Here is a 16,130-nt window from a genome sequence, read left to right on the forward strand (position 1 = left end):
GTCAGATCCGCGGCACCCGGCGATAGGTGAGGTCGCGGATGTCGCGGCCCTTCGCGATGCCCTTGCGCTCGAACGCCGTCATCACGCGGCCGTCGAAGCGCTCCGCCCACTCCCCCTCGAACGCGCGCTCGAACTCCGGCGCCTCGTCGAGCACTTCGCGCATCTGCAGTGCGTAGTCCTCCCAGTCCGTGGCGAGGCGCAGAAGACCCCCGTCGCGCAGGGCGGCGCCGGCCGTGGCGCCGAAACCGGGACGGACGAGGCGGCGCTTGGTGTGACGCTTCTTGTGCCAGGGATCGGGGAAGAAGATCCACGTCTCGTCGGCGGAGCCGGCGGGAAGGTAGGTGGCGAGCACCTCCGGGGCATTCGCCTCGATGAGCCGCAGGTTGCGCACGCCATCCCGCTCGGCGTCGAGCATCGTGCGGGCGAGACCCGCCCGGAAGACCTCGACGGCGAGGAAGTCCCGCTCGGGGTGCGCCCCGGCGGCGGACACGATCGCGTGCCCCTGGCCCGATCCGATCTCGACGGTCAGCGGCGCCTCGCGCCCATAGGCGGCGACCACCTCGAGCCGCGCCTCGGGGTGCACCGAGGTCCAGGCGACGTCGCGCGGGACGTCGAGCACGTAGAACGCGGCCAGCTCGGCGAACGCCCTCTCCTGCGCCTCGGACATGCGACCGCTGCGGCGGACGAACGAGACCGGTTCGTCACGGAAGGTGCGGGGTTCGGGCATCCCTCCAGGGTATCCGCCGTCCGGCGTCCCGCCGGCCCGTCCCGCCCCGCGGGCCGAGCGCCCGCTCATCGCCCGCCCCCGGCGATCGGCTCGGTGACGAAGTCGATGAGCTCCTCGACCCGGCCGAGCAGCGTCGGCTCCAGATCCCGGTAGCTCTTCACCCGCGAGAGGATGCGCTTCCAGGCATGAGCGATGTCCGTCTGGGATTCTGCGGGCCACCCGAAGGCCCGGCAGATGCCGGTCTTCCAGTCCGTCCCGCGCGGGATCTGCGGCCAGGCGCGGATGCCGAGCGCCGCCGGCGTCACGCACTGCCACACGTCGATGTAGGGGTGCCCCACGATGCGCAGGTGCGCCCCGTGCGGACCCCGCATGATCTGCTCCACGATGCGGGTCTCCTTGGAGCCAGGCACGAGGTGGTCGACGAGCACGCCGTAGCGGCGGTCGCGCCGCGGCGGGGCCTCGGCGAGCAGCTCCTCCAGCAGATCGACGCCCTGGAGGTACTCGACGACCACGCCCTCCACGCGCAGATCGTCGCCCCAGACCTTCTCCACGAGCTCTGCATCGTGGCGGCCTTCGACGAGGATCCGGCTCGGCAGCGCGGTGCGCGCGCGGGAGTCGCCGACGGCGAAGGATCCGGACGCGGTGCGCTTCGTCGCGCCCTCCGCCGCCGAACGCGCGGGGTGCACCAGGCGCACCGGCTCGCCGTCGATCATGAAGCCGGCGCCCATCGGGAACAGCCGGCGGCGGCCGCGGTAGTCCTCCAGTTCGACCTGTCCGCCCTCGATCCGGGTCACCGCCCCGCAGAAGCCGTCCACGGCGACCTCGACCACGAGGTCCTTCTCGGCCGCGACGTCCGCGGCGACCTTCGCGCCGCGCTCGCGCCAGCCCTTGGCGAGCACATCGGATCCGTACCTGTCGTCCATCCCGACCAGCCTACCGAGGGTGCATCCGCACTCCGCCGCCGCAGCCTCGGCAGGACAGGAGAAACACAAGGACGCACGCCCTAGACTCGCTCCAGGGGCCTTCCGGGTCCCGGGAGGAGCGAAGATGCGCGCGCGCTGGGCTGTCGTCGTCGGTGTGGTCCTGGGCGTGCTCGGCATGTCTCTCTCCTCCGCTCCGGCGCTCGCCGATGCGGGCCCCTCTTCCACGGAGCCCCGCACCGCTTCCACGGCGCCGCACCCCGCCACGGCCCCGGTGACCCTCGGATCCGACTTCGTCACCGACGAGGCGGGCGCACTGAGCGCCTCCGAGAAGAAGGAGCTCGACGACCGGCTCCAGACGCTCAGCCGCTCGCAGAACCTGCAACTGTTCGTCGTCTTCGTCGACCGGTTCTCGAACCCCGACAACAGTCAGGAGTGGACGAACCAGGTCGCCGTGGACAACGGCCTCGGCCAGCAGCAGTACCTCCTCGCGATCGCCACCGAGACACGGCAGTACTACCTGTCCGCGGACAAGGCGGGCCCGATCCCGCTGACCCGCGTCGACCAGATCTCCCGGTCGCTCGTGAACGACCTCAGCGACAAGCACTGGGCCGCCGCCGTGAACACCGCGGCGGACGGCTTCGGCGGATCCGGATCCTCGGGGGCCGATCTCGGCGGAATACTGCTGGTCGTCCTCTGCGTCCTCGCGATCGTCGCCGCGATCATCGTGCTGGTGGTGATGCGCCGCCGCGCCGCCGCACGGGTGAAGCCGGCCGCGACCCAGCCGGTCGGGGATCCCCTCGACGCCATCAGCGACGAGGAGCTGGCGAAGCGCGCCGGCCTCGCCCTCGTGCACACCGACGATGCGATCACGTCCTCGACCGAAGACCTCGGCTTCGCCACCGCGCAGTTCGGTGACGCCGCGACAAGCACGTTCACCGAGGTGGTCGCCAAGGCCAAGGGCAAGCTCGACGAGGCGTTCTCGCTCAAGCAGAAGCTCGACGACGAGGTTCCCGACACCGACCAGCAGCGCCGGGACTGGCATCTGCAGATCATCCGGCTGTGCGAGTCGGCCGACAACGCGCTGGACGCGAACGTCGCCGCGTTCGACGAGCTCCGCAAGCTCGAGCAGAACGCGGAGCAGGCGCTCGCCCAGCTGAAAGCCCATCGCGAAGTCGCGGCCTCCGCCGTGGCCGCCGCCCCTGCCGCGCTGCAGGCGCTGTCCGCCGAGTATGACGCCTCCGCCCTGCAGACCGTCACGGGCAACCCGGCGGAAGCCGCGAGCCGGCTGGACCTCGCGGATACCCACATCGCGCAGGCCGGCGAGCTCGTCGCGCAGGGGAAGCGCGGTGAGGCCGCCTTCGCGATCCGCACCGGAGAAGAAGGCGTGCTGCAGGCGACGCAACTCGCCGCGGCGATCACGACGCTGCAGGCCGACCTCGCCTCGACGGAGACGCAGTCGCAGGCGCTCATCGCGAATCTCGAACAGGATCTCGCAGGGGCAGCGGCCCTTCCCCCGTCCCCCGAGCTGAACGCCGCTGTCGCGGCGACCCGCACCGCGCTGGACCAGGCCCGCACCGATGCCACCGGCACCGGACGCCGCCCGCAGTCCGTGCTGGAGTCGCTGACGGCTGCCAACACCCGCATCGACAGCACGGTGGACGCGATCCGCAACGCCCAGCAGCAGGCCGAGCGCGCCCAGCAGGTGCTGGAGCAGACGCTCACGCAGGCCCGCGCGGAGATCTCCACGGCCAACAGCTACATCACCACGCACCGCGGGGCGATCGGACCCGACGCACGCACCAGGGCGGCGCAGGCGTCGGCGGAGTACGACCAGGCCGAGGCCGCGCGCGTCGCGGATCCGAACACGGCGCTGCAGCACGCACAGCGGGCGATCGCCCTCGCTCGCGAGGCCACCCAGCTCGCCGCAGGCTCGATCGACTCCTGGGGCAATGGCGGCGGCTGGGGCGGCGGCGGCGGAAACCGCAGCGGTATGGGCGACGCGATCCTCGGCGGCATCATCGGCGGCATCCTGTCCGGCGGCGGCGGTGGGCGCTCCAGCGGAGGCTGGGGCGGCGGAGGCGGCGGCGGATGGCGCTCCAGCGGCGGAGGCGGCGGATTCAGCCCCTCGAGCTTCGGCGGCGGAGGCCGCGGCGGATCGGGCGGGCGCTTCTGACACCCGGACTCTCAGCTTCTCTTGACGTGCACGACCCCATCGACCGGAAATCTGGAAAGGACATCCCATGACCAAGCAGTCCATCTTCGGCCGCATCTCCACCCTGGTGAAGGCCAACATCAACTCGCTCATCGATTCCGCGGAGGACCCGCAGAAGATGATCGATCAGCTGGTCCGCGACTACACCAACAACGTCGCGGACGCCGAGTCGGCCATCGCTGAGACGATCGGCAACCTGCGCCTTCTCGAGCGCGATCACCAGGAGGACGTGCAGTCCGCCGCGGAGTGGGGCAACAAGGCCCTCGCCGCCAGCCGCAAGGCCGACGACCTGCGCGGTGCGGGCAACACCCCCGACGCCGACAAGTTCGACAACCTCGCGAAGGTCGCCCTGCAGCGCCAGATCAGCTCCGAGCAGGAAGCGCGGACGGCCGAACCGCAGATCGCGGCCCAGACCGAGATCGTCGACAAGCTCAAGACCGGCCTGAACGGCATGAAGGACAAGCTCGTCGAGCTGAAGAACAAGCGCAGCGAGCTGCTCGCCCGCGCCAAGGTCGCCGAGGCGCAGACCAAGGTGCAGGACGCAGTCTCGTCGATCAACGTCCTCGACCCCACCAGCGAGCTGGGCAGGTTCGAGGACAAGGTCCGCCGCCAGGAGGCGCTGGCCCAGGGCAAGGCGGAGCTCGCCGCGTCCAGCCTGGACGCGCAGTTCGAGAGCCTCGAGGACATCGGCCAGCTGACCGAGGTCGAGGCCCGTCTCGCGGAGCTCAAGGCCGGAGCGACCAAGCCGCAGGAAGCGCTCGAGGGCTGAGATGACCCGCTTCCTCGTCGTCCCGCAGTGGCAGGGCTCCCCTGCCCCGCGGGCGATGCTGCTCACCGAGGGGGCGTCGGCGATCGCCGGCGACCTCCCCAGCGCGCGTACGACGGTGCTGGAGGTGCCGCTCGAGGCCGGCGATGCCGAGGGCACGGGCGTGCACAGGCTCAGCAGCCTGCGTCGAACGAGGGAGCTCATCGAGGAAGCGATCACGGCGCATGCCGAGCCCACGCTCGTGGTGGGCGGTGACTGCGGCGTCAGCGTCGCCGCGGTCGCCGCCCTCCCCGGCGCACTGCACGACGTCGCGATCGTCTGGTTCGACGCGCACCCCGACCTGCACACCCCGGAGTCCTCGGCCTCGGGCGCCTACGCGGGCATGGCCCTGCGCGCACTGCTCGGCCACGACTCGTTCCCGATCGACGGCCCCTCGGGGATCACCCCTGAGCGCACGGTGCTCGTGGGCGCGCGGTCCGAGGACGATGCCGAGAGCGCCTACCTCGCGACGTCGGGGATCGTCCGGCTCGAGGACGTCGACGACGCGCATGCTCTCGCGGCGGCGGTCGCCGCCACCGGGGCGTCTCGCGTGTACGTGCACATCGACGTCGACGTGCTGGACCCTTCGGAACTCGCCGGCGTCTCCTCCGCGGTGCCGTTCGGCCTGCGCACGGCCGACGTCGTCGGCGCCGTGCGGGCGCTGCGCGAGCAGCTGCCGCTCGCGGGGGCGACGATCGCGGGTTTCGCCCCTCGTTCCCCCGGAGATGCGGTGCAGGACCTCGGCGCGATCCTGCGCCTGATCGGCGCCCTCGCGTGACAGCGGGCGACGCCGCCCGCATCGCCGCGATCAAGGCAGAGGCCGCCGAGATCCTGGAGCAGGGGCGACGACGCGACCTGCGTCTGCCGTCGGTGCTGCTGCGCTCCCCGATCAGCCGCCTCGGCTACGCCTGGGGCATGGCCGTGGGCTGGATCTGGGGCGGGCTGTGGAGCACCGGCGAAGTGGAGCGCCGCGAGGGACTGTGGATCTTCCGCGGCATGCCGGAGTGGACCTTCGCGCGTGGCGGCGTCTGCGTCGCGGGCTGCTACCTCACCGGCGACACGGTGCCCGACGACCGCGTCCTGCGGCACGAGGCCGTGCACAAAGAGCAGTGGCTGCGCTACGGCCTGCTGATGCCGTTCCTGTATCTGCTCGCCGGACGGGATCCGCTGCGCAATCGCTTCGAGATCGAGGCCGGCCTCGAAGACGGGCATTACCTGCCGCGCCGGTGATCCGAGCCCGGTGGCCGAGCCTGTGGCGGGCCTCTGCGCCTGTAGAAGGGCCTGGAGCGGGACTCAGAGCAGCCGGAAGCGCTCCGGCGCGGTGATCCGCGCGGGATCCATGCCGAGCCGTTCCGTGAGGTGCTCCGCGATGTCCGCCGTGCCCAGGAAGCTCCCGAGCAGCGTCACCGTGGTGTGCTCCTCCGCACCGTCGCACAGCATCTCGTCGGCCCAGGCGATCGCCGCGCGCGCCGCGGCCTCGCCCTGGGCGCACCGGCGGGCGGTGCCGGGCGCGCCGGAGCGGCTGGCGCGCGGCAGCCACGTGACGGTCATCCGCGGCGGGACCGTGACCGCGGAGATCGACTCCGCGTCGGGGACCTCGATGAACACGCGACCCGTCGCGCACAGCGGCAGCGTCGAGAGCTCCGCCTCCAGCTCGGCCAGGGATCGCTCGTCGGCGACGATGAGATGCTGAGCCTTCGTGGAGCGACGCAGGGCACGGCGCTCGGCGCGTGCGGTGGTGCGGATCGCAGTGGTCATGATGCCTCTACGATATCACCGAATGAAGGGTTGCCTAACCTACCTCGACCTCCGCGCAGGCGGGCATCCCGCGGCTCGCTGCCCGGCTAGCCGACCAGCGACGTCCCCAGCGCCTCCAGCTCGGCGCGGGTCAAACCGGACGCGAGCAGATAGTCCGCCGCCGATCCGTGCTGCTCGTCGATGCCCTTCAGCAGGTCGCGCATGACCGGCGCCGGCGACTGGGTGGCGACCGCGATCGCGTCGTGCGCGATCGGCAGACGCTCCTCGAGCCACTTCGCGATCGCCCTGTTGCGGGATTCCGGAAGCTGCGACGCGGTCAGCGCGTAGTCCTCCACGATCGCTTCACGGTCGGCGCCGACGGCGGCGAGCGCGAGCGCGACGCTCACGCCCGTGCGGTCCTTGCCGAGCGTGCAGTGCACGAGGGTGGGCTCCCCCGCCGACAGGATCCGGACGACCCGCACGATGCGGTCCGCGCCATCCTCGACGATGTGCCGGTACAGGCCCGCGAGGCTGACATCGCCCAACAGGAAGGAGGCGACGGAGCCGGCGAAGAGCGGGATGCGGTCGATGCGCAGCCCTGGCAGCGCGCAGGGCTCGGCGCTCGCCTCGGTGTCGTCGCGGAGGTCGACCACGCGAGCGACCCGCTCGGTCAGGAACGAGTGCGCGTCGGGGCCGACGTGCGCGAGGTTGCCGGAGCGGAACAGCACGCCCTCGCGGATCCGGGAGGCGCCGGCGGGGATGCCGCCGACATCGCGCAGGTTCGTGATGCCTGGTACGTCGAGCAGGATCATGCGCACCTCCTCACCCGTGGCCGCTGCCGTCGGCCTCCAGCCTAGGGCGTGTCCGGGGTGTGCAGCCGCGCGGCGGCGGAGCCGCGCGCACCGGACGGAACCGGCGGAGGCGGCGCCGTCCGTAGGATGGGGCGCACGGCGAAACCATGTCCCAGTTCTGGCTGCTCCGGCACCGGTTTCTGAGCCGGATATGGGACACGGTGGGGCCAGAAGTGGGACACGGTTCGGGGCGGACGGCGAAGGAGCTGACGGGATGAGCGGGGAGACCGAGCGGCGCGGCGTCCTCGACGGCGTGCGCGTGGCGGACTTCTCCCGGGTGCTCGCCGGCCCGTATGCGACCATGACGCTCGCCGATTTCGGCGCCGACGTCCTGAAGATCGAGCCGCCGGACGGCGACGACACCCGCCATTGGCATCCGCCTGTCGACGCGGACGGCACCGCGACCTATTTCAACAGCGTCAATCGCAACAAGCGCTCCGTCGCGCTCGATCTGACCGTCGAGGCCGACCGCGCGGAGGCGCTGCGCCTCGCCGGCACCGCGGACGTCGTGGTCGAGAACTTCCGCCCCGGCGTCATGGAGCGCTTCGGACTGGACGTCGCCGCCGTCCATGCCGTCAACCCCGCCGTCGTCTACTGCTCCATCACGGGTTTCGGCGACGGCCCAGGCGCTTCGCTCGCCGGCTACGACCTCCTCGTGCAGGCCGTCGGCGGCCTCATGTCCATCACGGGCGATCCGGAGGGCACCGCCGCGAAGGCCGGCGTCGCGCTCGTCGACGTGCTGTGCGGGCAGAACGCCGTGGCCGGGATCCTTCTCGCCCTGCGCGAGCGCGACCGCACCGGTCTCGGCCAGCGGGTCGAGGTGTCCCTGCTGCAGAGCCTCCTGTCCGCCCTGACGAACCAGGCCGCGTCGACCCTCGCCACCGGGGTCCCGCCCCGCCGTCTGGGCAACGCGCATCCCTCGATCGCGCCCTACGCCCTGTTCCGCGCGGCCGACCGGGACCTCGTCATCGCCGTCGGCAACGACAAACAGTTCCGCGCGCTGACCGAGGCGCTGGGGCGTCCGTCGCTCGCCGCGGATCCGCGCTTCCTCCGCAACGCCGACCGCGTCGCGCACCGCGACGCCCTCACGACCCTGATCGAGAGCGGGCTCGCGGATGCAGAGGCCGCGCACTGGGTCGACCTGTTCCGCGCCGCGGGGATCCCCGCAGGCCTCGTGCACGACGTCGCCGAGGCGATCTCCTTCGCCGAGGGGCTGGATCTCGACCCCGTGGTCGCGCTCGGCCCCTCCCGCACGATCGCGAATCCGATCCGGCTCGCGGACGCGCCAGCGGCCTACCGCACGCCGCCGCCCGCCCTGAACGACTCCGCGCCCGCCGCCTGGCGCACCGAAAGGACCTGAGATGACGACTGCTCCCCGCATCGACGCCGTGTTCGACCTCGACGCCCTGCTCACGCCCGAGGAGCGCGACTGGCAGCAGCGCGCACGGGCCTTCGCGCAGGAGCGCATCCTGCCGGTCATCGAGGAGGACTTCGAGAACGCGCATTTCCGCCGCGAACTCATCGCAGAGCTCGGCGCCGCCGGTTTCCTCGGCATGCACCTGACCGGCTACGGCTGCGCGGGCGCCGGCGCCGTCGCATACGGCCTCGCCTGCCTGGAGCTGGAGGCCGCGGACAGCGGCTGGCGCACGTTCGTCTCGGTGCAGGGGTCGCTCGCGATGAGCGCGATCGCGAAGTACGGCTCCGAGGAGCAGAAGCAGACGTGGCTGCCGCGCATGGCGACGGGAGACGCGGTCGGCTGCTTCGCGCTCACCGAGCCGCAGGGCGGCAGCGACCCTGCAGCCATGACGACCACCGCGCGCCGGGACGGCGACGGCTGGGTGATCGACGGCGCCAAGCGCTGGATCGGGCTCGCCTCGCTCGCCGATGTCGCCGTGGTCTGGGCGCGCGTGGACGATCCCGCCCTCGGCGAGGGCGGACGGGCCGTACGGGGCTTCCTCGTGCCGACGGCGACGCCCGGCTTCACGGCGACCCCGATCACCGGCAAGCTGTCGATGCGCGCCTCTGTGCAGTGCGATGTCGCGCTCGACGACGTCCGGCTCCCCGCGGATGCGATCCTGCCCGGAGCCGAGGGGCTGTCCGGACCGTTCGGCTGCCTGAACGAGGCGCGGTACGGCATCATCTGGGGCGCGATGGGCGCGGCGCGCAGCTGCCTCGAAGCCGCTCTGGAGCGCGCGACCGGCCGCGAGGTCTTCGGCAAGCCGATCGGCGCCAATCAGCTCACGCAGGCGAAGCTCGCCGACATGCTGCTCGAGGTCGAGAAGGGGATCCTGCTGGCGCTGCATCTCGGACGACTCAAGGAGCGCGGCGCGCTCACTCCCGCGCAGATCTCGGTCGGCAAGCTCAACAGCGTGCGCGAGGCCCTCGAGATCGCGCATCAGGCGCGCTCGATCCTGGCGGGCGACGGCATCACGAACGCCTATCCGGTGATGCGGCACGCGGCCAACCTGGAGTCCGTCCGCACCTATGAGGGCACCGACGAGATCCACCAGCTCGTGATTGGCCGGGCGCTCACGGGGCTGAGCGCGTTCTGATCCGGATCCGGACCTTCACGCGAGGGTCACCGATCCCGGGTCGGATCAATATGCGCGAACGGGTGCCATTATCAATGGCCTTTACACCGCCTGAAACGAGTATTTGTTACGCAGAATGATCTCTCGTTTCGCACCGACGGCTGCGCAGGAGCACAATGAGGGCGTGTCCCACGTCGCACCAGAAGAGACCACAGAGTTCTCCTTCCTCGCCGGTCAGGCCCGCGCATTCGGAGCCGGGGTTCCGCCCGTCCGGCGTCTGACCCTGCCCCTCCCCGACGGTCGCACGCTGAGCGCGCTGCGCTTCGGAGACGAGCCCGTCGAGGTCACCCTGCTGCACGGGGCGGGACTCAACGCGCACACGTGGGACACCACGGTGCTCGCCCTCGGCCGGCCCGTGCTCGCGATCGACCTCGCGGGCCACGGCGACTCCTCCTGGCGCGAGGACGCCGACTACACCGGCCGCACCCTCGCCGCCGACGTGATCGAAGCGCTGCAGGCCTGGACCGATCGCCCGCAGGTGCTGGTCGGCCAGTCGCTCGGCGGACTCACCGCTGCGGCTGTCGCCGCCCAGGCGCCCGAGCTCGTGCGCGAGCTCATCGTGGTCGACATCACCCCCGGCGTCGACCAGAGCGTCGGCCCCGCAGCCCTGCGCGAGTTCTACCGCGTGGTCGACGCCGCCAGCCGCGACGAGCTCGTCGACCGTGCGCAGCAGTTCGGCTTCGGCGGATCCCGCGAGGACACCGCCCGCGGCGTGTTCCTCAACACGCGCGTGCGGGCCGACGGCCGGGTGGAGTGGAAGCACCACTTCGCCCACATCGCCGCGCGGCTGCTGGACGCCCCGCCCGCCGCGTCGGCCTCCTCCGCCTCCGCCGGGCCGGTTCCGACGATCCTCGGCGAGCACGGCTGGGCGGACCTCGACGCCGTCGCCGCGCCGCTCACGCTGGTCCGCGCCGGACATGGATTCGTCTCGGACGGCGCGGAGCAGGAGTTCCGCACGCGTCTGCCCGGCGCACGCGTCCTGCATCTCGACGGCAGCCACAACCTGCAGGAGACGGCGCCCGCCGCCCTCGCCGAGATCATCCGCACGGGGGCCGACAGCACCGCCGCGGACAGCACCGGCCCCTGAACCTGCTGAAGGGCCCCGGAATGTGACGCCGCGTCTCGCCGCCCCCGCCTCGCGATGAGACGCCGTCCTAGGCTCGACCGCACAGCACGACCCGCAGCACAGCACCATTCGCACAGCACCATTCGCACCGCACCGCAGCACCTCCCGAGAGGATCCCCCGCATGCACCGCACCCGCGCCGCCCTCGCCTCGCGCCGGCCCCGCGCGCCGCGCCGCGCCGCCATCGCCCTGGTCACAGGACTGACGGCCGCCGCCCTGATGCTGTCCGCCTGCACCGGATCCCCCGCTCCGTCAGGAAGCGGCACCGCGGGCGCCGTCGACGCGAACGCCGCCCTCACCGTGGGGCTCGTGCTCGAGCCGTCGAGCCTCGACATCCGGCACACGAGCGGCGCCGCGCTCGAACAGGTGCTCGTCGACAACATCTACGAGGGCCTGGTGAGCCGCACCCAGGACAACAAGATCATCGACCGGCTCGCGAAGAGCCACGAGATCTCGTCCGACGGGCTCACCTATACGTTCGTGCTCAACGACGGCATCACGTTCCACAGCGGCGCGAAGCTCACCTCCGCCGACGTCGTCGCATCGCTGCAGACCGCCAAGGACGACAAGACCGTGCAGGGGCACGCCGATCTCGCCGGCGTCGCCTCGATCACGGCGAAGGACGACAAGACCGTCGTGATCACGCTGAGCCAGCCGAGCCAGAACTTCCTGTTCAGCCTCACCGGCACGGCGGGCCTCGTGTTCCAGAAGGGCGACACGACGGATCTGCAGGCCGCCGAGAACGGCACAGGCCCGTTCACCCTCACACAGTGGAAGAAGGGCGACTCGCTCTCCTTCGCCCGCAACGACGAGTACTGGGGGACGAAGGCGGGTGTGAAGAGCATCGTGTTCGACTACATCCCCGACTTCACCGCCGGGGTGAACGCCGCCCAGAGCGGCACTCTCGACGTGCTCACCGCGGTCGACGCGAACCTCGCCCCGCAGCTCGATGGAAAGTTCGCCATCACGAAGGGCAAGACCACCGACAAGGGCACTCTCGCGTTCAACAACGCCAAGGCGCCCCTGAACGACCAGCGCGTCCGCGAGGCGTTGCGGCTGGCGATCGACCACAAGGCGATCATCGAGGCCCGTGGCGTCGGCACCACGCTGTACGGCCCGATCCCCCAGCTCGACCCCGGCTACAAGGACCTGTCGAGCACGGCGCCTTACGACCCGGAGAAGGCCAAGGCGCTGCTCAAGGAGGCCGGCCAGGAGAACCTGTCGCTCACGCTCACGATCCCCTCGTTCTACGGCTCCACGGTGCCGCAGCTGCTCACGAGCGACTTCAAGAAGGTGGGCGTGACCCTCAAGGTGAACTCGGTCGAGTTCCCTGCCTGGCTGGACACCGTCTTCACCAAGCACGACTACGACCTCAGCTTCGTGCTGCACGTCGAGCCGCGCGACTTCGGCAACTTCGCCAACCCGGACTACTACTTCGGCTACAACAACCCCGAGGTGCAGAAGCTCTACGCCCAGTCGCAGACAGAGCTGGACCCGAAGAAGTCGGCAGACCTGCTCTCCCAGGCCGCCGAGATCGTCGCCAAGGACGCCGCCGCGGACTGGCTGTACGAGGATCAGACGCTGACCGCGGTGCGCCCCGGCGTGAACGGCTTCCCGAAGGACTCGATCAACTCGCGGCTCGACCTGCGCGGCGTGACCGTCTCGAAGTAGCCTCGGCTCTGTGCTCCGCTATGCGCTCACCCGAGGAGCCCTGCTCATCGCGGGGCTCCTCGTCGCGAGCGTCCTGATCTTCCTCGCCCTGCGGGTCTTCCCCGGAGACGTGGCGCAGCTGCTCGCGGGCGACAAGGCGACGCCGGCGCAGGTCGACGCGATCCGCAAGGCCCTGGGGCTGGATCAGCCGCTCGTCCTGCAGTACCTGGGCTGGATCGGCGGTGTGCTGCACGGGGACCTCGGCACGTCGCAGCTGAACGGCGCCTCGGTCGCCGCCGAGCTCGCGCAGAAGGCGCAGGTGACCGTGCCGCTCGCGACGCTGTCACTGCTCGTCGCCCTCGTGATCGCGGTACCGCTGGGCATCGGATCCGCCATGCTGCGAGGGCGAGCCGCCGGCACGGCGCTGAACACCGCGGCGCAGGCGATCGCCGCCGTCCCCGTCGTGTGGGCGGGCATGATGCTCGTCGTCGTGTTCGCGGTGTGGCTGGGCTGGCTGCCGGCGCAGGGCTTCCCCCGCGCAGGCTGGGCGGATCCGGGCGCCGCGCTGCAGTCGCTGATCCTCCCCGCGCTCACGATCGGCGCGATCGAGGGGGCGCTGCTGCTGCGCTTCGTGCGCAGCGCGACCCTTCAGGCGGCGTCGCAGGACTTCGTGCGCACGGCTGCGGCGAAGGGCCTCACCCGCAACCGCGCGCTGATCCAGCACGGGCTTCCCGCGGTCGGCCTCTCGATCATCACGGTGCTCGGCATCCAGGTCGCCGGGATCATCGTCGGATCCGTGGTCGTCGAGCAGCTGTTCACGCTGCCGGGGATCGGGCGCATGCTCGTCGCCGACGTCGGCACGCGCGACCTCGTGAAGGTGCAGGGCGAGCTGCTCGTGCTCACGGGCATGGTGCTCATCATCGGCTTCGTCGTCGACCTCGTGCACCGCGCTCTCGACCCCCGGCAGCGGGAGGTCGACGAATGACCGGAAACCAGGTCTCCCCGAGCCCCCGGGGCCGGTCGAGCGTGCTGCGACGCCTCCTCTCCTCCGCCCCCGGGGTGTTCGGGCTCGTCGTCGTGGCCGCGATCCTCGCCACCGCCCTGGTGTCGCTGTTCTGGACGCCGTTCGACCCCCGCGCCACCGACGTGGCGTCGCGCTGGCTGCCCCCGGGGTGGCCGCATCTGCTCGGCACCGACCTCACCGGCCGGGACATCCTGAGCCTGATCATGGCCGGATCCCGCACGACCGTGCTCGTGGCGGTCGGCGCGGGCGTGGTCGCGACGCTGATCGGGCTCGCGCTCGGCGCGCTCGGCGCCCTCACTGCGCGCTGGGTGCGCGAGACCGTGGCGGTGCTCGTCGACGTCCTGATCGCCTTCCCTGTGCTGATCATCGCCATGCTGATCTCCACGGTGCAGGGCGGATCCCTCTGGGTCGTGGTGTGGGCGGTGGGCATCGGCTTCGGAGTGAACGTCGCCAGGGTCACGCGCCCCGAGCTGCGCCGCGTGCAGCACAGCGACTTCGTCATCGCGGGGAAGGCGTCAGGGCTCAGCCCCCTGCAGAACCTCGTGCAGCACCTGCTGCCCAACATCGCCCCCGTGTTCATCGTCCAGCTGAGCTGGGCCATGGCCACAGCCGTCCTGGCCGAGGCCGGGTTGTCGTACCTCGGCTTCGGCGCGTCGGTCGTCGATCCGTCCTGGGGCATCCTGCTGGCCGACCTGCAGCGCTACATCCAGATCCACCCGCTCACCGTGGTGTGGCCCGGGCTCGCGATCACGATCACGGTGCTCGCGTTCAACCTGCTCGGCGACGCGCTGCGCGATGCGACCGATCCCACGCTGCGCGCCGGACGGCGTCCGGCCGGTCAGGCTCGCGCCGGCCAGCCGCGACTCCCGGAGGTGACCGCATGACGCTCGAGGTGACCGACCTCGTCATCGAGATCGACGGCCGCAGGGTCGTCGACGGCGTCTCCTTCGCCGTGCCGGACGGCGCGCGCGTCGGCCTCATCGGCGAGTCCGGATCCGGCAAGTCGCTCACGGCGCTCGCACTCCTGGGACTGCTGCCCGACGGCGCCTCCGCCTCGGGAAGCGTGCGCTGGAACGGCCGCGAGATCCTCGACCTGCCCGACCGCGAGCTCGCCGAGATCCGCGGCGACGAGATCGGCATGGTCTTCCAGGAGCCGCGGACGGCACTCAACCCGATCCGCACGATCGGCCGCCAGATCGCGGAGACCATCCGGATCCACGAGCGCATCGATCGCCGCGCCGCCAGGGTCCGCACCGTCGCGGAGGCGGCCCGCGTCGCGCTGCCGGACCCCGAGCGCATCGTGGACCGCTACCCGCATCAGCTGAGCGGCGGTCAGCGCCAGCGCGCCGCGATCGCGATCGCCCTCGCCGCGCACCCTCGCCTGCTCATCGCGGACGAACCCACCACGGCCCTCGACGTCACGATCCAGGCGGGCGTTCTGATACTCCTGCTCTCGCTCGTGGAGTCGGACGGGATGTCGCTCGTGTTCATCACGCACGACCTCGCGGTGCTCGCGCAGGTCGCCACGCACGCCGTGGTGCTCGCGGACGGCCGCGTGGTCGAGTCGGGGCCGCTCGAGACGGTGCTGACCGCGCCGACGTCGCCGATCACGCAGGGCCTGCTGCGCGACGCGACCGCGACCCTGTGGCGTGGGGAGGACGAGGGATGACCGAGAACCCGCTGATCCGTGCCCGCGGGCTGCGCCGGGAGTATCTCGCGGCCCGGAAGGAGCCGTTCGCCCGGCGCGCCCGCACCGTCGCGCTCGACGATGTGGACCTCGACGTGACGGCCGGCCGCGCGCTCGGCATCATCGGCGAATCCGGATCCGGCAAGTCCACGCTGATCCGGCTCCTGCTGGGGCTCGACCGCCCGACCTCGGGGACCGTCCACGTCGACGGACGCCCGGTGGACGCGACGGCCTCGGCCAGGGCGCTGCACTGGCTGCGCCGCGAGACGGGCCTCGTCTTCCAGGATCCGTACGCCTCGCTGGACCCGCGGCAGTCCGTCGGCCGGATCGTGTCGGAGCCGCTGCGCGCGCTGGACATCGACGGCGATCACCGCGCCAGGGTCGCCGAGGTGCTCGCCCAGGTCGGCCTCGACGCCGAGGCGGCATCGCGCTACCCCCACGAGTTCTCCGGCGGCCAGCGCCAGCGCGTGGCTCTGGCCAGGGCGATCGCGCACCGTCCCAGGATCCTCATCGGCGACGAGCCGCTGTCGGCCCTGGACGTCACCGTTCGTGCGCAGATCCTCGACCTGCTGAGGGCGCTCAGCCGCGACGGAATGACCCTCGTGCTCGTCTCGCACGACATCGGTGTGGTGCAGAACCTCTGCGAGGACGTCGCCGTGATGAAGGACGGACGCATCGTCGAACACGGTCCCACCGCGCGGGTGCTCCACCACCCGGAGCACGACTACACGAAGCGGCTGCTCGCGGCGATCCCGGTCATCCCGGGGCGCTGAGGAACGAGCCCGAAAGCGAACGAGT

Annotated in this window: 16 protein-coding genes; 12 read left to right on the forward strand and 4 right to left on the reverse strand. The window is 71.5% G+C overall.

Annotated features, from left to right (window positions below; genetic code table 11):
• Position 1 precedes the first annotated feature (1 nt).
• Together trmB and RS86_RS19410 are read right to left on the reverse strand one after the other, a co-directional pair.
• Positions 2–727 (reverse strand): tRNA (guanosine(46)-N7)-methyltransferase TrmB, encoded by a 726-nt coding sequence (gene trmB, locus RS86_RS19405; protein ID WP_045273894.1) that lies wholly within the window; start codon positions 725–727, stop codon positions 2–4.
• A gap of 65 nt (positions 728–792) precedes the next feature.
• Entirely contained in the window at positions 793–1,650 is an 858-nt protein-coding gene (locus RS86_RS19410) for a DUF3097 domain-containing protein (RefSeq protein ID WP_045273895.1), read from the reverse strand.
• Positions 1,651–1,774: 124 nt separating this feature from the next.
• Between RS86_RS19410 and RS86_RS21130 the strand changes: the two genes are divergently transcribed.
• The 4 genes from RS86_RS21130 to RS86_RS19430 all read left to right on the forward strand — a co-directional run bounded on the left by RS86_RS21130 (position 1,775) and on the right by RS86_RS19430 (position 5,897).
• Positions 1,775–3,823 (forward strand): TPM domain-containing protein, encoded by a 2,049-nt coding sequence (locus RS86_RS21130; RefSeq protein ID WP_045273896.1) that lies wholly within the window; start codon positions 1,775–1,777, stop codon positions 3,821–3,823.
• Positions 3,824–3,890: 67 nt separating this feature from the next.
• Positions 3,891–4,631, forward strand: a complete 741-nt coding sequence (locus RS86_RS19420) for a PspA/IM30 family protein (protein WP_045273897.1) — start codon at positions 3,891–3,893, stop codon at positions 4,629–4,631.
• Position 4,632: 1 nt separating this feature from the next.
• Positions 4,633–5,445 carry an arginase family protein gene (locus RS86_RS19425; protein WP_045273898.1) on the forward strand — a complete coding sequence of 271 codons (813 nt, stop codon included), beginning with the start codon at positions 4,633–4,635 and terminating at the stop codon, positions 5,443–5,445.
• Between the two features lie 83 nt (positions 5,446–5,528).
• Positions 5,529–5,897: a Fe-S oxidoreductase gene (locus RS86_RS19430; RefSeq protein ID WP_419177715.1), complete on the forward strand. Its 369-nt coding sequence runs from the start codon at positions 5,529–5,531 to the stop codon at positions 5,895–5,897.
• Positions 5,898–5,960: 63 nt separating this feature from the next.
• Here RS86_RS19430 and RS86_RS19435 read toward each other — a convergent pair whose 3' ends face one another.
• Both RS86_RS19435 and RS86_RS19440 read right to left on the reverse strand, forming a co-directional pair.
• Positions 5,961–6,425 carry an SIP domain-containing protein gene (locus tag RS86_RS19435; protein ID WP_045273899.1) on the reverse strand — a complete coding sequence of 155 codons (465 nt, stop codon included), beginning with the start codon at positions 6,423–6,425 and terminating at the stop codon, positions 5,961–5,963.
• A gap of 86 nt (positions 6,426–6,511) precedes the next feature.
• A complete protein-coding gene (locus RS86_RS19440; protein WP_045273900.1) occupies positions 6,512–7,216 on the reverse strand; it encodes a tyrosine-protein phosphatase in 705 nt (234 codons plus the stop codon).
• A 253-nt stretch (positions 7,217–7,469) separates the two neighbouring features.
• On the opposite strand from RS86_RS19440, the gene RS86_RS19445 reads away from it, so the two are divergent.
• From RS86_RS19445 to RS86_RS19480, 8 genes are all read left to right on the forward strand, one after another.
• Positions 7,470–8,615, forward strand: a complete 1,146-nt coding sequence (locus RS86_RS19445; protein WP_045273901.1) for a CaiB/BaiF CoA transferase family protein — start codon at positions 7,470–7,472, stop codon at positions 8,613–8,615.
• 1 nt (position 8,616) lies between these two features.
• Entirely contained in the window at positions 8,617–9,807 is a 1,191-nt protein-coding gene (locus RS86_RS19450) for an acyl-CoA dehydrogenase family protein (protein WP_045273902.1), read from the forward strand.
• 163 nt (positions 9,808–9,970) lie between these two features.
• On the forward strand, positions 9,971–10,933 hold the full coding sequence (locus RS86_RS19455; RefSeq protein WP_045274007.1) for an alpha/beta fold hydrolase: 963 nt from the start codon (positions 9,971–9,973) through the stop codon (positions 10,931–10,933).
• 161 nt (positions 10,934–11,094) lie between these two features.
• The gene (locus RS86_RS19460; RefSeq protein ID WP_045273903.1) at positions 11,095–12,642 is read left to right on the forward strand and encodes an ABC transporter substrate-binding protein; all 1,548 of its coding nucleotides are present in this window, start codon (positions 11,095–11,097) and stop codon (positions 12,640–12,642) included.
• A 10-nt stretch (positions 12,643–12,652) separates the two neighbouring features.
• The gene (locus RS86_RS19465; RefSeq protein WP_045273904.1) at positions 12,653–13,606 is read left to right on the forward strand and encodes an ABC transporter permease; all 954 of its coding nucleotides are present in this window, start codon (positions 12,653–12,655) and stop codon (positions 13,604–13,606) included.
• Positions 13,603–14,529, forward strand: a complete 927-nt coding sequence (locus RS86_RS19470) for an ABC transporter permease (protein WP_045273905.1) — start codon at positions 13,603–13,605, stop codon at positions 14,527–14,529. The genes RS86_RS19465 and RS86_RS19470 overlap by 4 nt, the downstream gene beginning before the upstream one ends.
• Positions 14,526–15,314, forward strand: a complete 789-nt coding sequence (locus RS86_RS19475) for an ATP-binding cassette domain-containing protein (protein ID WP_045273906.1) — start codon at positions 14,526–14,528, stop codon at positions 15,312–15,314. The genes RS86_RS19470 and RS86_RS19475 overlap by 4 nt, the downstream gene beginning before the upstream one ends.
• Positions 15,311–16,105 (forward strand): ABC transporter ATP-binding protein, encoded by a 795-nt coding sequence (locus tag RS86_RS19480; protein ID WP_045273907.1) that lies wholly within the window; start codon positions 15,311–15,313, stop codon positions 16,103–16,105. Before RS86_RS19475 ends, RS86_RS19480 begins: the two co-directional genes overlap by 4 nt.
• Positions 16,106–16,130: the final 25 nt, after the last annotated feature.

The sequence above is a fragment of the Microbacterium azadirachtae genome (genome assembly GCF_000956505.1).
In the GTDB taxonomy this organism is placed as follows: domain Bacteria; phylum Actinomycetota; class Actinomycetes; order Actinomycetales; family Microbacteriaceae; genus Microbacterium; species Microbacterium azadirachtae_A.